19 protein-coding genes are annotated in these 18,497 nt (G+C 63.8%); 14 read left to right on the forward strand and 5 right to left on the reverse strand.

Features of this window, described 5'->3' with window-relative positions; genetic code table 11:
* The first annotated feature begins 6 nt into the window (after positions 1-6).
* From cysT to AAHK21_RS14895, 13 genes are all read left to right on the forward strand, one after another.
* Entirely contained in the window at positions 7-825 is an 819-nt protein-coding gene (gene cysT / locus AAHK21_RS14835; protein ID WP_023629656.1) for a sulfate ABC transporter permease subunit CysT, read from the forward strand.
* Positions 826-838: 13 nt separating this feature from the next.
* Positions 839-1,711 (forward strand): sulfate ABC transporter permease subunit CysW, encoded by an 873-nt coding sequence (gene cysW, locus AAHK21_RS14840; RefSeq protein WP_367857629.1) that lies wholly within the window; start codon positions 839-841, stop codon positions 1,709-1,711.
* Positions 1,712-1,714: 3 nt separating this feature from the next.
* Complete coding sequence (locus tag AAHK21_RS14845; RefSeq protein WP_008093195.1) at positions 1,715-2,704, forward strand: sulfate/molybdate ABC transporter ATP-binding protein; 990 nt, start codon at positions 1,715-1,717, stop codon at positions 2,702-2,704.
* A 390-nt stretch (positions 2,705-3,094) separates the two neighbouring features.
* Positions 3,095-3,895 (forward strand): energy transducer TonB, encoded by an 801-nt coding sequence (locus tag AAHK21_RS14850; RefSeq protein WP_367857630.1) that lies wholly within the window; start codon positions 3,095-3,097, stop codon positions 3,893-3,895.
* A gap of 30 nt (positions 3,896-3,925) precedes the next feature.
* Positions 3,926-4,648: a MotA/TolQ/ExbB proton channel family protein gene (locus AAHK21_RS14855; RefSeq protein WP_367857631.1), complete on the forward strand. Its 723-nt coding sequence runs from the start codon at positions 3,926-3,928 to the stop codon at positions 4,646-4,648.
* Position 4,649: 1 nt separating this feature from the next.
* The gene (locus AAHK21_RS14860; protein WP_028688526.1) at positions 4,650-5,051 is read left to right on the forward strand and encodes a biopolymer transporter ExbD; all 402 of its coding nucleotides are present in this window, start codon (positions 4,650-4,652) and stop codon (positions 5,049-5,051) included.
* A gap of 194 nt (positions 5,052-5,245) precedes the next feature.
* Entirely contained in the window at positions 5,246-5,827 is a 582-nt protein-coding gene (locus AAHK21_RS14865; protein ID WP_046853749.1) for an alpha/beta hydrolase, read from the forward strand.
* Positions 5,828-5,891: 64 nt separating this feature from the next.
* Entirely contained in the window at positions 5,892-6,839 is a 948-nt protein-coding gene (locus AAHK21_RS14870) for a sigma 54-interacting transcriptional regulator (RefSeq protein WP_367857632.1), read from the forward strand.
* Positions 6,840-7,020: 181 nt separating this feature from the next.
* Positions 7,021-7,806, forward strand: coding sequence for a MetQ/NlpA family ABC transporter substrate-binding protein (locus AAHK21_RS14875; protein WP_094010961.1), 786 nt, complete (start codon positions 7,021-7,023; stop codon positions 7,804-7,806).
* A gap of 480 nt (positions 7,807-8,286) precedes the next feature.
* The gene (locus AAHK21_RS14880) at positions 8,287-8,952 is read left to right on the forward strand and encodes an amino acid ABC transporter permease (protein ID WP_367857633.1); all 666 of its coding nucleotides are present in this window, start codon (positions 8,287-8,289) and stop codon (positions 8,950-8,952) included.
* Positions 8,933-9,592 (forward strand): amino acid ABC transporter permease, encoded by a 660-nt coding sequence (locus AAHK21_RS14885; RefSeq protein WP_367857634.1) that lies wholly within the window; start codon positions 8,933-8,935, stop codon positions 9,590-9,592. The genes AAHK21_RS14880 and AAHK21_RS14885 overlap by 20 nt, the downstream gene beginning before the upstream one ends.
* The gene (locus AAHK21_RS14890) at positions 9,589-10,374 is read left to right on the forward strand and encodes an amino acid ABC transporter ATP-binding protein (RefSeq protein WP_023631066.1); all 786 of its coding nucleotides are present in this window, start codon (positions 9,589-9,591) and stop codon (positions 10,372-10,374) included. Before AAHK21_RS14885 ends, AAHK21_RS14890 begins: the two co-directional genes overlap by 4 nt.
* Entirely contained in the window at positions 10,371-11,243 is an 873-nt protein-coding gene (locus tag AAHK21_RS14895) for a transporter substrate-binding domain-containing protein (RefSeq protein ID WP_367857635.1), read from the forward strand. Before AAHK21_RS14890 ends, AAHK21_RS14895 begins: the two co-directional genes overlap by 4 nt.
* Positions 11,244-11,280: 37 nt before the next feature.
* Here AAHK21_RS14895 and AAHK21_RS14900 read toward each other — a convergent pair whose 3' ends face one another.
* Both AAHK21_RS14900 and AAHK21_RS14905 read right to left on the reverse strand, forming a co-directional pair.
* A complete protein-coding gene (locus tag AAHK21_RS14900) occupies positions 11,281-12,099 on the reverse strand; it encodes an alpha/beta fold hydrolase (RefSeq protein ID WP_367857636.1) in 819 nt (272 codons plus the stop codon).
* Positions 12,100-12,146: 47 nt separating this feature from the next.
* Positions 12,147-14,510, reverse strand: a complete 2,364-nt coding sequence (locus AAHK21_RS14905) for a penicillin acylase family protein (protein WP_367857637.1) — start codon at positions 14,508-14,510, stop codon at positions 12,147-12,149.
* A gap of 88 nt (positions 14,511-14,598) precedes the next feature.
* Here AAHK21_RS14905 and AAHK21_RS14910 point away from each other — a divergent pair, with 88 nt between their 5' ends.
* Positions 14,599-15,150, forward strand: a complete 552-nt coding sequence (locus tag AAHK21_RS14910; protein WP_367857638.1) for a sugar O-acetyltransferase — start codon at positions 14,599-14,601, stop codon at positions 15,148-15,150.
* 38 nt (positions 15,151-15,188) lie between these two features.
* On the opposite strand, the gene AAHK21_RS14915 is transcribed toward AAHK21_RS14910, so the two are convergent.
* The 3 genes from AAHK21_RS14915 to AAHK21_RS14925 all read right to left on the reverse strand — a co-directional run bounded on the left by AAHK21_RS14915 (position 15,189) and on the right by AAHK21_RS14925 (position 18,310).
* Positions 15,189-15,464, reverse strand: coding sequence for a bacteriocin immunity protein (locus AAHK21_RS14915; RefSeq protein ID WP_367857639.1), 276 nt, complete (start codon positions 15,462-15,464; stop codon positions 15,189-15,191).
* Positions 15,454-17,676: an S-type pyocin domain-containing protein gene (locus tag AAHK21_RS14920; protein ID WP_367857640.1), complete on the reverse strand. Its 2,223-nt coding sequence runs from the start codon at positions 17,674-17,676 to the stop codon at positions 15,454-15,456. Before AAHK21_RS14920 ends, AAHK21_RS14915 begins: the two co-directional genes overlap by 11 nt.
* Positions 17,677-17,740: 64 nt before the next feature.
* Positions 17,741-18,310 (reverse strand): DUF6436 domain-containing protein, encoded by a 570-nt coding sequence (locus AAHK21_RS14925; protein ID WP_367857641.1) that lies wholly within the window; start codon positions 18,308-18,310, stop codon positions 17,741-17,743.
* Positions 18,311-18,497 lie beyond the last annotated feature (187 nt).

Genomic DNA, 18,497 nt, shown 5'->3' on the forward strand with positions numbered 1-18,497 from the left:
ACCTTTATGTCACGTCGCATTTCCCCCGTCATACCCGGCTTCGGGCTGACGCTGGGCTACACCTTGGTGTACCTCAGCCTGATCGTGCTGATACCGCTGGCGGCCATGTTCATCCATGCCTCGCAGCTCACCTGGGAGCAGTTCTGGAACATCGTCAGCGCGCCGCGGGTCATCGCCGCGCTGAAGCTGAGTTTCGGCACCGCCCTGTTCGCCGCCATCATCAACGGCGTGATCGGCACCCTGCTGGCCTGGGTGCTGGTGCGCTACACCTTCCCCGGGCGCAAGGTCATCGACGCGATGATCGACCTGCCGTTCGCCCTGCCCACCGCCGTGGCCGGCATCGCCTTGACCGCCTTGTACGCCCCTGCGGGCTGGGTCGGCCAGTTCGCCACGGATCTTGGCTTCAAGATCGCCTACACCCCACTGGGCATCACCCTGGCGCTGACGTTCGTCACCCTGCCGTTCGTGGTGCGCACGGTGCAGCCAGTGCTGGCTGACATCCCGCGTGAGGTGGAAGAGGCCGCTGCCTGCCTGGGCGCGAAACCTTTGCAGGTGTTCCGCCATGTGCTGGCGCCGGCGTTGCTGCCGGCGTGGCTGACCGGCTTCGCCCTGGCCTTTGCCCGTGGCGTTGGCGAGTATGGCTCGGTGATCTTCATCGCCGGCAACATGCCGATGAAGACCGAGATCCTGCCGTTGCTGATCATGGTCAAGCTCGACCAGTACGACTACACCGGCGCCACCGCCATCGGCGTGTTGATGCTGGTGGTTTCCTTCATCCTGCTGCTGCTGATCAACTTGCTGCAGCGGCGCATCGAAACCCCTTGAAGGAGGCCCGCTAATGTCTTCATCAACCCTTGGCGCGACCGCCGCCGCCAACGCCGCCCGGCGTGGCAGTGCCACTTCGCGCCGCGTGCTGATCACCCTGGCCTGGATCGTCTTTGCGCTGTTCCTGGCCCTGCCGCTGGTGATCGTGGTGTCCCAAGCCCTGAAAAACGGCTTCGGCACCTTCTTCGAGGCGATCTTCGAGGCCGATGCGTTGTCTGCGCTCAAACTGACCCTGCTGGCGGTGGTCATTTCGGTGCCGCTGAACCTGCTGTTCGGGGTCAGTGCCGCCTGGTGCGTGAGCAAGTACAGCTTCCGTGGCAAAAGTATCCTGGTGACCCTGATCGACCTGCCGTTCTCGGTGTCACCGGTGATCGCCGGCTTGGTCTACGTGCTGATGTTCGGCGCCCAGGGCCTGTTCGGCCCGTGGCTGCAGGATCACGACATCCAGATCGTCTTCGCCCTGCCGGGCATCGTTCTGGCGACCATCTTCGTCACCGTGCCGTTCGTCGCCCGTGAACTGATCCCGCTGATGCAGGAGCAGGGCACTCAGGAAGAGGAGGCCGCGCGCCTGCTCGGGGCCAATGGCTGGCAGATGTTCTGGCACGTCACGCTGCCGAACATCAAATGGGGCCTGATCTACGGCGTGGTGCTGTGCACCGCACGGGCCATGGGCGAGTTCGGCGCGGTATCAGTGGTCTCTGGGCATATCCGTGGCGTCACCAACACCTTGCCGCTGCACGTGGAGATCCTCTACAACGAGTACAACCATGTCGCGGCCTTCAGCGTGGCCAGCCTGCTGCTGATCCTGGCGCTCTTCATCCTGCTGCTCAAGCAGTGGAGCGAGAACCGTATTAACCGCCTGCGCCACAGCGCCGCGGAGGAATGATTCATGTCGATCGAAGTTCGTAACGTCAGCAAGCGCTTCAACAGCTTCCAGGCCCTGGACAACATCAACCTGGACATCCACAGCGGCGAGCTGGTTGCCCTGCTGGGCCCGTCGGGCTGCGGCAAGACCACCCTGCTGCGCATCATCGCCGGCCTGGAAACCCCGGATGACGGCAGCATCGTGTTCCATGGTGAAGATGTGTCGGGCCACGACGTGCGTGATCGCAACGTCGGCTTCGTGTTCCAGCACTACGCGCTGTTCCGCCATATGAGCGTGTTCGACAACGTCGCCTTCGGCCTGCGCATGAAACCCAAGGGCGAGCGCCCGAGCGAGAGCAAGATCGCCGAGAAGGTCCACGAGCTGCTGAACATGGTGCAGCTCGACTGGTTGTCCGATCGCTACCCCGAGCAGCTGTCCGGCGGCCAGCGCCAGCGTATCGCCCTGGCCCGTGCCCTGGCGGTGGAGCCCAAGGTATTGCTGCTCGACGAGCCGTTCGGGGCGCTGGATGCCAAGGTGCGCAAGGAGCTGCGCCGCTGGTTGGCGCGCCTGCACGAAGACATCAACCTGACCTCGGTATTCGTTACCCACGACCAGGAAGAGGCCATGGAAGTCGCCGACCGCATCGTGGTGATGAACAAGGGCGTGATCGAGCAGATCGGCTCGCCGGGTGAGGTGTACGAGAAACCGGCCAACGACTTCGTCTACCACTTCCTGGGTGACTCCAACCGCCTGGCGCTCAGCGAAGGCCACCATGTGCTGTTCCGTCCGCACGAGGTGTCGCTGTCGCGCCATGAGACCGAAGGCCACCATGCCGCCGAGGTCCGTGATATCCGCCCGTTGGGCGCGACCACCCGGGTCACCTTGAAGGTGGAAGGGCAGAGCGAGCTGATCGAGGCCGAGGTGGTCAAGGATCATGACAGCCTGACCGGGTTGGCGCGGGGGGAGACGTTGTTCTTCCGGCCGAAGGTGTGGCAGAAGGTGGCGGATATCTGAGCTGCAGGCATGAAATGAAAAGCCCGGGCATGGTCCCGGGTTTTTTATGTGCTGGCGGATAGTCGGGGCTGCGCTGCAGCCCATCGCCGGCAAGCCGGCTCCCACTGTACAGGGTTTGCTGCAATGACTTGTGGGATCTGGCTTGCCAGCGATCGAGGGCGGAGCCCTCGCAGCGGATTGATGCCTTGAACGAATATTTTGAATGCTGATAAGGCATCGTTCGCAAGCTGTTCTGCGGCAGGCCGCGAACGACGCGGGTTGTGGACAGACCATCGAAATAATTATTCCATTTTGGTCTAGTTTTACGTTTAAACATTTCTTTATGAGCTAAGCCCCTAGGCCCGATGATTCAGCCACACACCTGAATCAACACCCCAGGAGTTTCTAGCAATGGGTAATGTCCAGACGGCCGTCAGGGCCTTTGAGCAGCCATGGCACCCGGCATCGGGCGACCTGGTAGAGCTCGGACGCACGCTACGCCTGCCGCTTGGCCAGTTACGCCTGCAACGCACGCCGCTGAGCGGCCTCAAACGACGCGACAAGCTGGCGTTGGTGCTGCTGGTGCTGGCCCTGCACGGTGCCGTCGCCTACTGGATCAACCAGGCACCGACCCCGGCGTTGCCCATCGTACCGCCGCAGATTCCGCCCATGACCATCGAGTTCGCCGCGCCCGCGCCGCCAGTCGTCGAGCCGCCGCCGCCAGTCCCGGCAGCGCCTGTGGTCGAACCGCCACCGCCGGTGGTCGACGAGTTGGCTGCCAAGCCAAAGCCCAAGCCGAAAGTCGTGCCCAAGCCTGTGGCCAAGCCACAGCCAAAACCGCAGCCGAAACCGGTCGAAGCGCCGCCACCCGCGCCTACGCCCGTGGCCGCGCCGGCTCCGCCTGCACCTGCGCCACCCGCCCCGGCCCCGGTGACGCCAGCCTCGGCCAACGCCGCGTACCTCAAGAACCCGGCGCCGGAATATCCGCAGATGGCCCAGCGCCGTGGCTGGGAGGGCACCGTGCTGCTGCGCGTCGAGGTGCTGCCCAGTGGCAAGCCGGGGCAGATCCAGCTCCAGAAAAGCAGTGGTCGCGACGCCCTGGACGCCGCCGCGCTGGCCGCGGTGAAACGCTGGAGCTTCGTCCCGGCCAAGCAGGGCGAGGTGGCCCAGGTGGGTTGGGTCAGCGTACCGATCGATTTCAAGCTTCGTTAACTTGCGAGCGCACACAGGAAGGACTTCATCATGAGCTTGTTGGCATCTCCCCTCGAATCCGTTGAAGGCGCAGTCATCTGGCTGCTGGTCGGCTTCTCCGTCGCCACCTGGGCGCTGGCCCTGGTCAAGGTCGTGCAGTTCGTGCGCCTGAAGAACCAGGACAAGCGCTTCCACCAGCAGTTCTGGGCTGCGTCCAGCCTCGACTCCGCCGCCGAGCCGGCCCACGATCTGCCAGGCCCGGCCGCCCGTGTCGCCCAGGCGGGCTTTGCGGCGATCGCGGTTGGCGAGCCTGGTCACGCTAACGATTTGAGCCAGGCCATCAACCACCAGGACCGTCTGGAGCGAGCCCTGCGCCAGCAGATCGTCCGCGAGCGTCGTTCGCTGGAAACCGGCCTGGCGGTAGTGGCCAGTATCGGCAGTACTTCGCCCTTCATCGGGCTGTTCGGCACGGTGTGGGGCATCATGGAGGCGCTCAAGGGCATCAGCGCGGCGGGCTCGGCGAGCCTGGAGACCGTGGCCGGGCCTATCGGTGCGGCGTTGGTGGCCACCGGCGTGGGTATCGCCGTCGCGGTGCCGGCGGTGCTGGTCTACAACTACTTCCTTCGTCGCCTCAAGCTGACCGCCGCCGACCTCGACGACTTCGCCCACGACTTCTACAGCCTGGCGCAGAAGAGTGCCTTCCGCGTGCTGGTGCATCCGGCGGTGCAGCGCCAGCAAACCGGCTTCAGCCAACCTGTGAAGGAGGCGTCCTGACATGGCCTTCTCGACCCAGGACAGCGATGAAGTGTTGAGTGAAATCAACGTCACGCCGTTGGTGGACGTCATGCTGGTGCTGTTGGTGGTGTTCATCGTCACCGCGCCGTTGCTGACCAACGCCATCCCTATCAACCTGCCCAAGACCGAGGCCGTGGCCCCGGTGGAGCAGAAGGACCCGCTGGTGGTGAGCATCGACGGCAGCGGCAAGCTGTTCATCAACAAGGATGAGATCCAGCCCGACCTGCTGGAGACCAACCTCAAGGCTGCCAAGGACAAGGACGCCGAGCTGCGTGTGCAGTTGCAGGCCGACGATGGTGTGAACTACGGCGAGGTCGCCCGGGCGATGGCGGCGATCGAGCGTGCCGGGATCAGCAAGCTGGCGGTGATCACCGCGCGCTGAACGGCGATACCTTCTTCAGGCAAGTGCTTAGGGGCCATTTTCCTTGGCAGGGGATGGCCCTTTTTTTATTGCTCGAAACCAAGCCTCTTTCATTTTGGTATTTTGGTTATTAATAAATAGCTTCTTATTCCTTTACGAATATAACCCCCTCCCTATACTTGCACCCAAGCACGCAAACTTCCGGAGGCGTCCCCATGCGCAATGAGTCGATTCGTTACCTGATTGTGCCGGGCTGGCAAGGATCGCCAGACAACCATTGGCAAAGTCACTGGCAGCGCAGCCTGCCCAACAGCGCCCGGGTCGAGCAGAGCGACTGGCTCACGCCACAACGGCGCGATTGGGTACAGGCGCTGGAGCAAGCGATTGCCGCCGAGCGCTCGCCGGTGATTCTCATCGCGCACAGCCTCGGCTGCATCACGGTCGCTCACTGGGCCGCCCAGGCCAGCCCTGATCTGCAGCAAAGAGTTCGCGGCGCGCTGCTGGTGGCACCGGCGGATGTCGAGCGGCCGAATTGCGCGCCAGCCCTGCGCAATTTCGCGCCGATTCCCCTGCAGGCCCTGCCGTTCCCCAGCCAGGTGGTCAGCTCCGACAACGACCCGGCGGTGAGCGTGCCGCGCGCGTTGTACCTGGCGCAGGCCTGGGGCGCCGAAGCCGGGCTGCTGGCCAACGCCGGGCATATCAACGTCAAGTCCGGGCACCAACGCTGGGAGCAAGGCTTTGCCTATCTCTACCGGCTACAGGCCCGTGTCGACCAGCGCGCCCTGCGCCGCGCCTGATCCACAGGTTTTCATCGACTGAGCTGAGTCCCTCGACCGCTTGCGGCCGGGGCGGGAGTATTCCATGACATTTCACACCCCATTCGGTCAGCCGCTGCTGACCTTCCCCGAACTGGACAAGAGCCCGCTGAGCATCCGCGCCAAGGCGCTGGTGTTCGTCGATCCGCGCTCCCAGGCGCTGCGCCAGGCTCTGGAGCGGCTGGCGCCACAACCGTTGCCGGTGCTGATCCGCGGCGAGACCGGCACCGGCAAGGAGCTGCTGGCCCGACAGATTCATCGCGCCAGCGATCGGGGCGGGTTGTTCGTGTCGGTCAACTGCGCGGCCATCAGCCCGACCTATGCCGATGCCGAGCTGTTCGGCTACAGCGCTGGTAGCCAGGGCGGTACTGCCAGCAGTCGCGCCGGATGGTTCGGCTCGGCCAATGGCGGCACGTTGTATCTGGACGAGATCGCCGACCTGCCCCTGGCGATCCAGGGCAAGCTGTTGGCCGCCCTGGAGAATCGCGAGGTGATCCGGGTCGGCGCCACGCAGCCGCAGGCGGTCGATGTGCGGCTGGTGGCCGCTTCCAGCATCGACCTGGCGCTGGCAGTGCGCGCGGGGCGTTTCAACGAGCGGCTCTACCATTACCTGCACGAAGGCGAGCTGGAGTTGCCGGCGCTGCGTGATCGGGTCGGCGATATCCTGCCGTTGGCCGAGTACTTCGTGGGGATCTACAGCGTGCGCCTGGATCGGCCGGTTCCCCTGATCAGCGAGGCGGCACAACAGGCGCTCGAAGCGCATGCCTGGCCGGGCAATACCCGCGAGCTGGAGAACGTCATTCACTTCGCCCTGCTGGTCAGCGATGGCGCGGAAATCCTCCCTGCGCATCTCGACCTGCCCGATACCGCTCCCCTCGCCAGCCTGGCCCGCCAGCTCCTGCAGCTAGGCAGCAGCCGCGAGGCGGATACCGTGGCCGAACTGCGCGATCTGCTCGGCGCGGCGCTGGCACGACTGGGGAAAACCGCGCCATAGAGCAGTCTGGCGCTGTTCATAAGCAAAGGGCGTGATGGCCATTTGTTTTTGGCATAAGCAGCTAATCAAAAGATATTGTTCCGGAATAAAAAATCTCGGTATTGTCCGCTGCACGCCCACCCGAACGGATGGGCACCCGACTCGCCATCTGCGATGGCCCAGCTATAGAACAAGGATCACCATGAAAAAGACCCTGCTGACCACCGCCCTGGCCGCCGCACTGTCGTTCGCTGGCCTCGCCAACGCCGCTGAAAAACTGGTGGTCGCCGCCACGCCCGTGCCGCACGCGGAAATCCTCGAACTGATCAAGCCGACCCTGGCCAAGGAAGGCGTGGACCTGGAGATCAAGGTCTTCACCGACTACGTCCAGCCCAACGTGCAGGTCGACCAGAAGCGCCTGGACGCCAACTACTTCCAGACCCTGCCGTACCTGAAGAACTTCAACGAAGGCAAGGGCACCCACCTGGAGACCGTGATCGGCGTGCACGTCGAACCGTTCGGTGGCTACTCGAAGAAGGTCAAGAGCCTGGCCGAGCTGAAGGACGGCGCGACCGTGGCCATCCCCAACGAAGGCAGCAACAGTGGCCGTGCCCTGCTGCTGCTGCAGAAGGCCGGGCTGATTACCCTGAAGGATCCGAAGAACGCACTGGCAACGCCGAAGGACATCGCCGAGAACCCGAAGAAGCTCAAGTTCAAGGAGCTTGAATCGGCCATGCTCCCGCGTGTGCTGGATCAGGTCGACCTGGACATGATCAACACCAACTATGCGCTTGAAGCCGGCCTGAACCCGGCCAAGGACGCCCTGGTGATCGAAGGCAGCGATTCGCCGTACGTGAACTTCCTGGTTGCCCGCCCGGACAACAAGGATAGCGCGGCCATCCAGAAGCTGGCCAAGGCGCTGACCAGCCCGGAAGTGAAGGCATTCATCGAGAAGAAATACAGCGGTGCGGTACTGCCGGCGTTCTGATACGCGATCTGGTACGAAAAACGCCGACGCATTTTGCGTCGGCGTTTTTGTTTGTGCTGGCCTGATGGCGGGCTGGCCGGTCTCGAGTAGTGCAGCGCAAGACTCAGCGCTGAGTCGCCAGGGCCCGGCGCAGCGCCAGGAGCCACAGCAGTTGTTCGTTTGAAGCAGGCAAGCAGGGGCTGTTCATCGTTGTCTTCCTTGTTGAATGTGATGGGCCGTGCAAGTCACAGTTTGAAATCCCTTGGAGGGGAAAATCCTCGGAAAGATCCGCGTCTAGTGAAGGAAATTTCCGAGCGTCACGGGGTGGTGATATAGATATGCAATAAAGATATTTATAAAAATATTTTTATGCCTTTAGAGTCTAGGGATCGTGCTTACCGGCACAGCGCCACTATTCGTGAAATGACGCCGAGCTACCCTCGTGCCGACCCTGGACCTTCCCATGCCGTACCTTCGTGACACCGTGCCGAGGCCCCTTCCATGAGCTTCGACTCCGCTTTCATGCTTAGCACACTGCCGGCCTTCTTCAAGGCCGTTGGCGTGACCCTGCAAGTCGGGGCGATCGCAATCGCCACCTCGTTGCTGGTAGCGCTGCTCAACGCGACGATCCTGGTGTTGCGCACGCCGTACCTGTGGCGCCTGGTCAAGGGCTACGTGGAGCTGGCGCGCAACACTCCGTTGCTGATCCAGCTGTTCTTCGTCTACTTCGCCTTGCCGAGCCTGGGGGTGAAGGTATCCGGCTTCGCTGCCGCGATCATCACCCTGACGTTCATGGGCGGCGCCTACCTCACCGAGGTACTGCGCGCCGGGGTCGAGGCCGTGCCGCGGGCGCAACTGGAATCCGGGCGCTCCATCGGGCTTTCCGAGGGCCAGCTGCTGCGCCATGTGATCCTGCCCCAGGCCGGCATCCTAAGCCTGCCGGCGCTGTTCGCCAATTTCGTCTTCCTGCTCAAGGAAACCACCGTGGTTTCGGCGGTGGCGGTGCCGGAGATTCTCTACACCACCAAGAACTACATCGCCCTGTACTACAAGACCTACGAAATGCTCGCCGTGCTGACCCTGCTCTGCGTGCTGATTTTCCTGCCGCTGTCGCTGCTGCTGCGCTACCTGGAACGGAGGCTGCAACATGGCCAGTTCGGGCATTGAGCTGCTGCTGGTTTCGCTGCCGCAACTGGCCATGGGCGCCGGGCAGACCCTGGCGATCTCGGCCCTGGGCATCCTGTTCGCCACCTTGGGCGGCGTGCTCTACGGCGTGCTGGCGACCCTAGGCCGCCGTTGGTTGAACATCCTGCTGCAGGTGTACCTGGAACTGTTCCGGGCGATTCCGGTGCTGGTCTGGCTGTACCTGGTGTTCTTCGGCTTGCCGATCTTCTTCGGCCTGAGCATCCCCAGCTTCTGGTGCGCGGTGCTGGTGCTGGGCCTGTGGGGCGCCAGCGAGGTCGGCGAGGTGGTGCGCGGCGCCTTGCAGTCGCTGCCACGCGGGCAACGCGAGGCGGGGTTGTCGATCGGCCTGGGCGGCTGGCAGCTGTATGCCTATGTGCTGCTGCCCCAGGCGCTAAAGCGCATGACCCCGCCGACCATCAATATCTACACGCGGATCATCAAGACCAGCTCGCTGGCGGTGCTGATCGGCGTGGTCGAAGTGATCAAGGCGGGGCAGCAGATCATCGAACGTACCTACGAGTCGGTGCTGATCTACGGCGCGCTGTTCCTGTTCTTCTTTCTTGTCTGCTATCCGCTGTCGGCCGCCTCCCGCGTGCTGGAGCGGCGCTGGGCCCACGCATGAATCCATTGATCGAATTCCAAGGTTTCAACAAGTTCTTCGGCCAGCACCAGGTGCTGGCAGACATCGACCTCAAGGTCGAGGCCGGCGAGGTGGTGGTGATCCTCGGCCCCAGCGGCTGCGGCAAGAGCACCCTGCTGCGCTGCCTCAACGGCCTGGAAGAGGCCCAGGGCGGCAGCCTGCGCCTCGACGGCCAGGAGTTGCTCGGTCCCGACACCGACTGGCGCCAGGTGCGCCAGCGGGTCGGCATGGTGTTCCAGAGCTACCACCTGTTCGGCCACATGAGCGTGATCGACAACTTGCTGCTGGGGCCCCTGAAGGTGCAGAAGCGCGAACGCCACGAGGCCCAGGCCCAGGCCGAGGCTTTGCTGGCCCGGGTAGGGCTGCTGGACAAGCGTGACGCGTTCCCGCGCCAGCTCTCCGGTGGCCAGCAGCAACGCATCGCCATTGTCCGTTCGTTATGCATGAACCCACAGGTGATGCTCTTCGATGAGGTCACCGCCGCCCTCGACCCGGAGATGGTCAAGGAGGTGCTGCAGGTGATCCAGGGTCTGGCCCGCGAAGGCATGACCCTGCTCATCGTCACCCACGAAATGGCCTTCGCCCGCGCGGTGGCCGACCGCATCGTGTTCATGGAGGCCGGCAGGATCCTTGAACAGAACCACCCTGAGCGCTTCTTCACTCAACCGCAGACCGCACGCGCGCAGCAGTTCCTGGAGAAATTCTCGTTCGTCGAAAGCCTGCCCAAGACACTGTCTAAGCCACTGCACAAGGAACTGTCATGAAGACTGCCCCGTTCGCCAAACTGCTCGCGCCATTGCTGGGCCTGGCCCTGCTGGCCGGCTGCAACAAATCCGAAGACCCGGCCAAGCCCGCCGCCGCCTCGCCGGCCAGCAGCTACCTGGAAACCATCAAGGCCCGCGACAAGCTGATCGTCGGCGTGTTCACCGACAAGCCACCGTTCGGCTTCGTCGATGAAAGCGGCCGCTACGTGGGCTTCGACACCGACATCGGCCGGCGCTTCGCCAAGGACCTGCTGGGCGACGAGAACAAGGTCGAGTTCGTCGCGGTCGAGCCTGCCAGCCGCATCCCGTTCCTGCAGAGCGACAAGGTCGACCTGATCCTCGCCAACATGACCGTCACCCCGGAACGCAAGGAGGCCGTGGACTTCACCAACCCCAACCTGCGCGTGGCGGTGCAGGCCATCGTCGCCGACGGCAGTTCGGTGCAGAAGCTCGACGACCTGGCCGACAAGACCATCATCGTCACTACCGGCACTACCGCCGACATCTGGCTGACCAAGACCCACCCGGACTGGAAACTGCTCAAGTTCGAGAAGAACACCGAGTCGCTGGCCGCGTTGGCCAACGGTCGGGGTGATGCCTATGCCCAGGACAACCTGATCCTGTTCAGCTGGGCCAAGCAGAACCCGGGCTACCGCGTGCTGCCACAGCTGCTGGGTGACGAAGCACCGATCGCCCCGGCGGTGAAGAAGGGCAATACCGAGTTGCGCGATTGGGTGAATGCCGAACTGGCCAAGCTCGGCGAGGAGAAGTTCCTGCTCAAGCTGTACGACCAGTACGTGCGCAAGGAACTGAGCGACGATACCAAGCCTGAGAGCGTGATTGTCGAGGGCGGCAAGTGGCAGGGTTGATCATCTGAACGGGGCCGCACAGCGGCCCCCTCCGGTCTCAGCAATTGCGCGGTAACCAGTTCAACAGGAAATCATTCACCACCTGCGGATTCTCCAGGCTGGAGATATGCCCGGCGAATGGAATCTGTGCCGCCAAGCATCCAATCAACTGCGCCATCTCGGCGGACTCCGCCGGAGGCCTTGGGATGTCCTGGTCGCCAAAGAGCACGATGGTCCGCTCTCCCGGCAGTTCACCGAGTCGCGCCAGCAGGTCTGGCCGGCCGAAGATCACCCGGCCCATCGGGTCGAGGCTTTCGCGGATGGTTTCGGCGCTGCTTGCCTTGAGGTCCGCACGGAAGCACTCGCGCACCTCGGGCACCGTCTGTCCACCGGCATGGAAGAAGATCGGCACCACGACGTCCAGCAACGGATCGATGAAGGCTCCCGCTTTGCTTGCCGCATCCAGCAAACCGAAATACTTCAGCCGCGTCGCCTCGGGCTCGGCGCCCAGGTAGGTGTCCATCAGCACCAGGCGGTCGACTCGTTCAGGGTGGTCGATGGCCAGCTGCGCGCCCCACATGCCGCCAACCGACAGCCCGACCAGGTGGCACTTCTGGATATCCAGGGCATCGAGCAACGCCAGGTGCTGGCGAGCCAGGGCGGCCATGTCGACGGTAGTGGCGGGCGGGGCTGCGGAATCGCCGTGGCCCCACAGCTCAGGCACGATGACCCGGAAGTGCCGTGACAGGGCGTCGATCTGCGGTTGCCACATGGCGGACGACCACAGGTAGCTGTGGCCCAGCAGTACTGGGAAGCCCTGGCCCTGGTCGACATAGCTCATGCGTGCTCCGTCGATCTCGATGAAGTGTTTCTGCATTGCGTGACCTCATGGATTGCGAGAGGGCCGCTGTGCGGCCCCGGTTTCTATCTGGGCACCAGCCGCAGCGTGCTTTGCGCCGGAATCACCCCCATCCGCGCCTTGTGATAGCGCCCCTCGATGTAGTCCTCGGCCTGGTCGCCATAGTGCCGGTCGAACGGCACGCCACTCTGCCCGACCGGGTTGATGGTCAGCGCGGCGCCGGCGTCGGCGAAGTCGATCAGGCGGCGGGTGGATGGCCCGTAGGTGACCGGCCAGGGCGCCGGGCCGATCTTCGCCGACAGGTTGTTCGGCACCTCGTGGGTCCCCGGCGCGGCGTAGGGCCCGACATTGAACAACAGGTTCAGCGGCTTCTTCACGCCCAGCGGATGGTTGTGGGTGAGGGTATGGGCCTTGCCCCACTGCCAGCTGGCCGGATCCTTGCCGAAGGTCTCGCGCAGGTGCTTGAGGCTGCGCTGCCAGGCCAAGCGGACGATGGCGTTGCGATCGGTGTGTTCGTTGCTTCCGCGCAGGTTCCACCACGGCGATTGAGGGTCGCCAGCCAGGCGAGGCAGCGCGGCGTCGATGGCACGGGTACTGATCAGCACCGGGAACCAGGTGTCGCCCAGTTCGTCGTGCAGGGCGGCGAACGCCAGCTCGTAAAGGAACTGGTTGAACAGCGTGGCGCTGGTGGAGTCCAGCGGGTAGTCGCCGCGCCAGGCCGCCAGTTGCTCGACCAGTTCCTTTTCTTCGTCGCCCTGGGCGACGTTGCGCAAGGTGCCGAGCAGCGGTGCCAGGGTACGCGGGCCATAGTCGGTGCTGGTGTCCAGCTGCAAGGCCTGGCTGTTCTGGGTGTCCCACTTGATGTCCGGGTCGCGTAACAGGCGATCGAGCTGGCGTCCTCGGTCGGCCAGGTTGTAGTAGCCGGGCACGGGCAGTGCGCCCGGTGGTTGGTAATTGGCCGAGACGATGTAGCCGCTGGCCGGGTTCTCCTGCTGTGGATTGGCACTGAACGGGTAGAACCCCGGCTTGGCGGCCTGGCCGCTGCCGCCGTCGAGGATGAACGCCGGGTTGACGCCATCCGGGCGGATCGGCAGGCGCGCCGCCGCCCACCAGCCGATGTCGCCACGGGCATTGGCCCATACCAGGTTCAATCCTGGCGCCTGGATCTTGCTTGCCGCCTCGCGCATCTTGTCCAGGGTGTCGGCGCGGTTGATCTGGTAGAAGCCCTCGAGTATCGGGTTCTCGGCTTCCAGGAAGGCCCACCACATGGCGATGGGCGTCGGGCCGGCTGTGTCGCCGAGCACGCTGTTGACGATCGGACCGTGCGGCGAGCGGCGCAAGGTGATGTTGGCCGGCTGCGCATCCTTGACCGCGATTTTCTGCTCGGTCTTTTCCAGCGACTGCCAGCGGCCATCGACCATCACCTGCTCGGGGTTCTGCGGATTGGTCCGCTCCGCGATCAGGTCGACGTCGTCGTTCTGGAACATGGTCAGGCTCCAACCGAAGTCGCGGTTGTGGCCGAGCAGGGCGAACGGGTTGAGCGCCTGGAAGTAGCCATACAAGTTGAAGCCTGGCGCCGACAACTCGGCTTCGTACCAGATCGCTGGCACCGCGAAGCTGATGTGCGGGTCACCCGCCAGCAGTGGCCGGCCGCTGCGGGTATGGCTGCCGGCCACGGCCCAGGCGTTGCTGCCCTCGAACTGCGGAATGCCGGCATCGCCCAGGGCCTCGTGGCTGAGCCGCGCCAACTGCTCCAGGCTGCGCCAGTCGGCGGCGGCCAGCGGCGTGGCCACGGCGCCGTCGGGCTGCCAGTCGAGATCGAAGATCTTCAGGTACTCGGGGCCGAGCTGATCGCGAATGTAGGTCAGTGCCGGGTCGGTGCGGAACGCGGCGGCGAAGCTGTAGGCGAGGTAGCCGGCAATGCTCAGGGTGTCCTCGGCGGTGAAGGGGCGCGGCGTGATGCCGAGCAGGTCGAACTCCATCGGCTTGGGGTGGCTGGCCTGCCACTGGTTGATGCCGTCCAGGTACGCCTGCAGCGCCTGCCAGGCCGGTGACTGGCGGTCCTGGCGCTGCACCATCAAGGCTGCCTGGTCGCGAATGCGCAGGCTGCGGAACAGGGTATCGGTGGGCAGCAACTTCTCGCCCAGCACCTCGGCCAGCTCGCCGCGCGCCAGGCGGCGCATGATCTCCATCTGGAACAGACGGTCCTGTGCTTGCACGTAGCCGAGGGCGCGGTACAGGTCCTGCTCGTTCTGCGCCTGCAGGTGCGGCACGCCACGGGCATCGAAGCGCACGCTGACCGGCGCCTGCAAGCCGTTGATGGCCGCGTCGCCATCACGCTGGGGCTGCTTGCCCTGCACGTACCAGTAACCGCCGCCCGCGGCGGCCACGGCGATCACCACCGCCAGCAAGGTCAGGCTGCGCTTCATCGAGACTCCTTGTGCACTCGAGCGAAAGAATGTGGTCCGATCATCGGCGGATTCGCGAACTGAGCATAGCCCCCTGAAAGGAGTTTCCATGTCCCTCAGCGAAAAACAGAAAATGCTGGCAGGCCAGCTCTACCATGCCGGCTGCCCCGAGCTGCAAGCCGAGCAGGCGGCCAACCGGCAGTGGATGCACCGCTACAACGGCAGCGTCGAGCAACCCAACGAGGCGCGCCTTGATTTGTTGAAGACGCATTTCGCCAGCGTGGGCGAAGGCGTGGTGATCCGTCCGCCGTTCCACTGCGACTACGGCTACAACATCAGCGTGGGCGCCAACACCTTCATGAACTTCAACTGCGTGATCCTCGACGTGCTGCCGGTGCGCATCGGCGCCGACTGCCAGATCGCCCCGGCGGTGCAGATCTACACCGCCGACCACCCGCTGGACCCGGCGCTGCGCCGCAGTGGCTTGGAAAGCGGGCGCCCGGTGATCATTGGCGACAACGTCTGGATCGGCGGCGGGGCGATCATCCTGCCGGGGGTGACCATCGGTGATAACGCCGTGGTCGGCGCCGGCAGCGTGGTGACCCGGGATGTGCCGGCGGGAGCGGTGGTGGTGGGTAATCCGGCGCGGGTGCGTGGCTGAAGTGCAAGGCCCTGCGGGGTTGGTCGCAGGGCTTTTGGTCAGGCGGGCTTGAAGCCGGGTTTGCCGTTGGCTGCGCGCCACTGTTTGACGCGGTCGAGGACGCCTTGAGGGCTATCCTCTGCGCCTTCACCTGGGTAACAAATGAGATCAGATCCCTGTGGATTTTCAATGATCGTCTCGAATCTTTGCATCAGCTGATCCTGATACTCAATGAATCTGGCACCTTTGAGATCCGTGCGATTGACAAAAAAATCTTGCAGAAACTCCAAGAATTCACTTTCCGTGTATTCAGTGATGCTCTTGTTATTGGTCATTGCCTTTGCCTTTTTCACTGTGGTGGTCAATATGTTGTCGAGGTGTCATGACTGCCAAGTTGTCGAGGTTATAAACTGCGCCGCCATTTTTGACTTCTTCAATATGGTGAATCTCGAAGCTTTTTCGCTTTCCGACCCACTCTGTCCCGTGTGCCAGTGGCGCGCCGCCGTCCGTCATTCGTATCAAGTTGTTCCTGGTGAAGTGTTTGTTGAGTAGGGGATCGGCTGCCACTTCCTTCCAAAACGCCTCGCGCAGCCTATCGAAGCTACTGAACCTGCGTCTGCTCAACTTATCCGCAATTCTCGAAGGAATCGGCGCGCCCTCTGGTGTGACTGCGGCTTCAAGGAAGCGATCCGGCGTCAGCTGTCCGTTACCGCTGGTCACCCCCGCAATCTGCCGGGGGTCGCGGAACATCACGTAGATCGGTGACAGCCCCGAGTCGGCGGGGAAGACAATGACGTAGTCGTCTATATGTGGGTCCGGCAGTGCGGGGAAGACGTTGATGTCCGGCTGGCGCTTCGAACTGATCGTGCCCGGGTAGTGCTTTTGCAGGTCTTCGACGATCGGCAGTGCGGGAGTGGTGCTGCCGGTCACCGGGTCTCGGGTGCCCAGGCTGCTCGGTGGCGTGGCCGGATGCCAGAGCAGCGTCGCACCGCCTGGGCCATCGGCGGTGAAGCTGTAACTACCCAGGGCAGAGTCCCAAGTGGCTTGGCGTACGCGGACATCGCGCAGAAGGCTGCTGCCATCGGTGCTGGCCAGGTATACCTCGGTCTGTTCACCCACTGGAACGGCGTTCATCCGCAGCGCCAGCTCAAGCGTCTGCCCGGCCCTGCGGTTGGCTTCAGCGGTCAGGTCCGCGCCGGGAGTCATGTAGGCCAACGGCACACTGACGCCCATGCGCTCTCCATTGCCGAGGCGGGCCGAGTAGAGCATCAGGGACGCATACCGAACGGCGCCGGTCGCGGCGTGCGCCAGCAAGCGTGTTGCGGCTGACTGCAGCGCCTTTCCCAGCCGTTCCCAGAACGCCTCGAAGTACGCGATGGCACCGCTTGAGCTCGCCAGAACCACTGCGTGGCGAGTGCTGGCGACCCAGGCGTGGAAGGTGACGGCGGTGTTGCTCGGCGTCTGTCCGCTGAGCATGGAGAGGTGTGTCTGCTCATCGAATGCGGCGTGGATGGCGTCATGGGCCCTCAAGTGCAGAGGGTTGTCGGCAGCCCGTCCCCATTGCGCATCGATGCCATAGCCGGTGCGCTCGCGCTCGACCCTGTCGCGCAATTGCTGCAGCTCCGGATTGCGCTGGGCGTGTGGCTTGCGGTTCTGCTCGGTAATCACGGTTTGGAGCTGACTGGCGTCGAACTCGAGTGAAAGGTTGTCCTTTCGAGCGGCCGCAGAATGTTTATGGAGTGAATTCTGTGCGCGGATCAGCTCGGAGGTTTCCCGTTCCAGCTCGCGAGCATGCTCGGCTGCGGCCTGCGCTGCGATGTCGTCATGCTGGTGGCGCTGGAATGTGTTCAATGCGCCCTCGAGCGAGGCGCGCGCGAGCGCATGCTCGAGCTTGCTGACGGAGAAGCGGGCGAGATTCGTTTCCAGCCGATGGACCAACTGAACCACACGATCGCGTTGCGCCGCCTTGTACCTGCTATCGGTCAGCGCCCATTGCAGGCGAGCCTGACGACGGCGAAGTTCATTGAGCTGGCGCTCCAGGCGCTTGGCCTCGAAGGCCGCGCGGTATGCTGTCAGCCAGGCTTGACGAGGCGCGTGAGGGGCGTTCGGCTGGCGGACGACAGCAAGAAAATCTTTGAGTGGGCGATGCTCCGGGTCTGTGCCAAAGAAGCTGTTGGCTTGCTGGCGAGCCTGTTGCAACTGAGTCTGGTAGGTCGCGGTGAGCTGCCCGACGGCAACGATCTGGCGCTCCAGACGCGCGGTTTCGCTGAGGCTTGTCAGTGGGCCGGCGCTGGTCGCGATAGCCTGGTCAAGTTGTTCGTCCTGGGTAGCCTGCAGGCGCGCGTGGTCGGTGTGAACCTGTTGCTTGTCCGATTCGATCTGGCGGACCAGGTCAATTACCAGGTGGCCAGGGCGGAACGTCGATACCAGTTGCAGCGGATGGACCCGTTGATGTCCCCAGAAAATCGGTGGGGTTGAACGGAACTGTTCTTCGTAGCGGTCTCTGACGTTGGTAGGGGTAAGCTCGGTGTAGCCTTCGCGTGACATACAGTCTCCTTGTTCTGTATGTCGCTACCCTAGGGAGCCTCTGGGGTGAGGCTGCGGTAGTGGGTTATTGGCCTGGCCCACTGCTCCAGGGGCAATAGCAGCCGACCGCCAAGGTGTTGGAGGCCTGCACCCGACGCCCTTCCTCCAGCGCCTTGAGGATCGGCTCGATGAAACTGTTGCTCGAGTTGCATACCGCGCCTTCGCTGTAGGGGCCGAAGTAGGCGAGGTTGCCGTCGTGGTCCCAGATCGCCACGGCGGGGCTGGCGGGCAGGTGCTCGCTGCCGGGCAGGCTGGCCAGGGGCTTCAGTGTTCCCAGGTTGGCCGGCAGTTGGCCGTGGCTGCCAGGCTTTTGCACGACATGGAAGCTGACCCCGAGCGGTGCGAAGTGCTCGACCAGCTCGCCCAGGTGTTGCTGGTTGCCGACATTGCACGGGCAGGCCGGGTCCCAGAAATGCACCACGCGGATCGGGCCCGGGCCGGCCAGCTCGGCTGGAAGGCGCAGTTGGCTGCCGTCGAAGAGGGTGGCCTGGTTGTCGAACGGACGCAGGTAGCGGGACTGGAAGCTGTCGTAGGCCCACCAGGCGGTGGCAGCGCAGAGCAGCAGTGCAAGGAATATCAGAAGTCGCTTCGCCATAGGGGCCCGGTCGCGGTATCGGCAGGAGCGGGCTTGTCCCGCGATGGTTGCGGTGAAGCCAGCATCGCTATCGCGGGGCAAGCCCGCTCCCACGAGGTCGCGTGTGTCGTTGAGAAAGGCAGCAAGCTTGCCATGACGCGGCCCAGAGCTGAATATCGCAGATCAATACTTGCTTCACTCTGGATGT

Origin of the sequence: Pseudomonas sp. TE50-2 (assembly GCF_040813665.1) — a bacterium.
In the GTDB taxonomy this organism is placed as follows: domain Bacteria; phylum Pseudomonadota; class Gammaproteobacteria; order Pseudomonadales; family Pseudomonadaceae; genus Aquipseudomonas; species Aquipseudomonas soli.

What these genes read in the sequence shown, in the direction of transcription:
- cysT (WP_023629656.1), top strand. Translation starts at nt 7, where the DNA reads ATGTCACGTCGCATTTCCCCCGTCATACCCGGCTTCGGGCTGACGCTG.
- cysW (WP_367857629.1), top strand. Translation starts at nt 839, where the DNA reads ATGTCTTCATCAACCCTTGGCGCGACCGCCGCCGCCAACGCCGCCCGG.
- AAHK21_RS14845 (WP_008093195.1), top strand. Translation starts at nt 1,715, where the DNA reads ATGTCGATCGAAGTTCGTAACGTCAGCAAGCGCTTCAACAGCTTCCAG.
- AAHK21_RS14850 (WP_367857630.1), top strand. Translation starts at nt 3,095, where the DNA reads ATGGGTAATGTCCAGACGGCCGTCAGGGCCTTTGAGCAGCCATGGCAC.
- AAHK21_RS14855 (WP_367857631.1), top strand. Translation starts at nt 3,926, where the DNA reads ATGAGCTTGTTGGCATCTCCCCTCGAATCCGTTGAAGGCGCAGTCATC.
- AAHK21_RS14860 (WP_028688526.1), top strand. Translation starts at nt 4,650, where the DNA reads ATGGCCTTCTCGACCCAGGACAGCGATGAAGTGTTGAGTGAAATCAAC.
- AAHK21_RS14865 (WP_046853749.1), top strand. Translation starts at nt 5,246, where the DNA reads ATGCGCAATGAGTCGATTCGTTACCTGATTGTGCCGGGCTGGCAAGGA.
- AAHK21_RS14870 (WP_367857632.1), top strand. Translation starts at nt 5,892, where the DNA reads ATGACATTTCACACCCCATTCGGTCAGCCGCTGCTGACCTTCCCCGAA.
- AAHK21_RS14875 (WP_094010961.1), top strand. Translation starts at nt 7,021, where the DNA reads ATGAAAAAGACCCTGCTGACCACCGCCCTGGCCGCCGCACTGTCGTTC.
- AAHK21_RS14880 (WP_367857633.1), top strand. Translation starts at nt 8,287, where the DNA reads ATGAGCTTCGACTCCGCTTTCATGCTTAGCACACTGCCGGCCTTCTTC.
- AAHK21_RS14885 (WP_367857634.1), top strand. Translation starts at nt 8,933, where the DNA reads ATGGCCAGTTCGGGCATTGAGCTGCTGCTGGTTTCGCTGCCGCAACTG.
- AAHK21_RS14890 (WP_023631066.1), top strand. Translation starts at nt 9,589, where the DNA reads ATGAATCCATTGATCGAATTCCAAGGTTTCAACAAGTTCTTCGGCCAG.
- AAHK21_RS14895 (WP_367857635.1), top strand. Translation starts at nt 10,371, where the DNA reads ATGAAGACTGCCCCGTTCGCCAAACTGCTCGCGCCATTGCTGGGCCTG.
- AAHK21_RS14900 (WP_367857636.1), bottom strand. Translation starts at nt 12,099, where the DNA reads ATGCAGAAACACTTCATCGAGATCGACGGAGCACGCATGAGCTATGTC.
- AAHK21_RS14905 (WP_367857637.1), bottom strand. Translation starts at nt 14,510, where the DNA reads ATGAAGCGCAGCCTGACCTTGCTGGCGGTGGTGATCGCCGTGGCCGCC.
- AAHK21_RS14910 (WP_367857638.1), top strand. Translation starts at nt 14,599, where the DNA reads ATGTCCCTCAGCGAAAAACAGAAAATGCTGGCAGGCCAGCTCTACCAT.
- AAHK21_RS14915 (WP_367857639.1), bottom strand. Translation starts at nt 15,464, where the DNA reads ATGACCAATAACAAGAGCATCACTGAATACACGGAAAGTGAATTCTTG.
- AAHK21_RS14920 (WP_367857640.1), bottom strand. Translation starts at nt 17,676, where the DNA reads ATGTCACGCGAAGGCTACACCGAGCTTACCCCTACCAACGTCAGAGAC.
- AAHK21_RS14925 (WP_367857641.1), bottom strand. Translation starts at nt 18,310, where the DNA reads ATGGCGAAGCGACTTCTGATATTCCTTGCACTGCTGCTCTGCGCTGCC.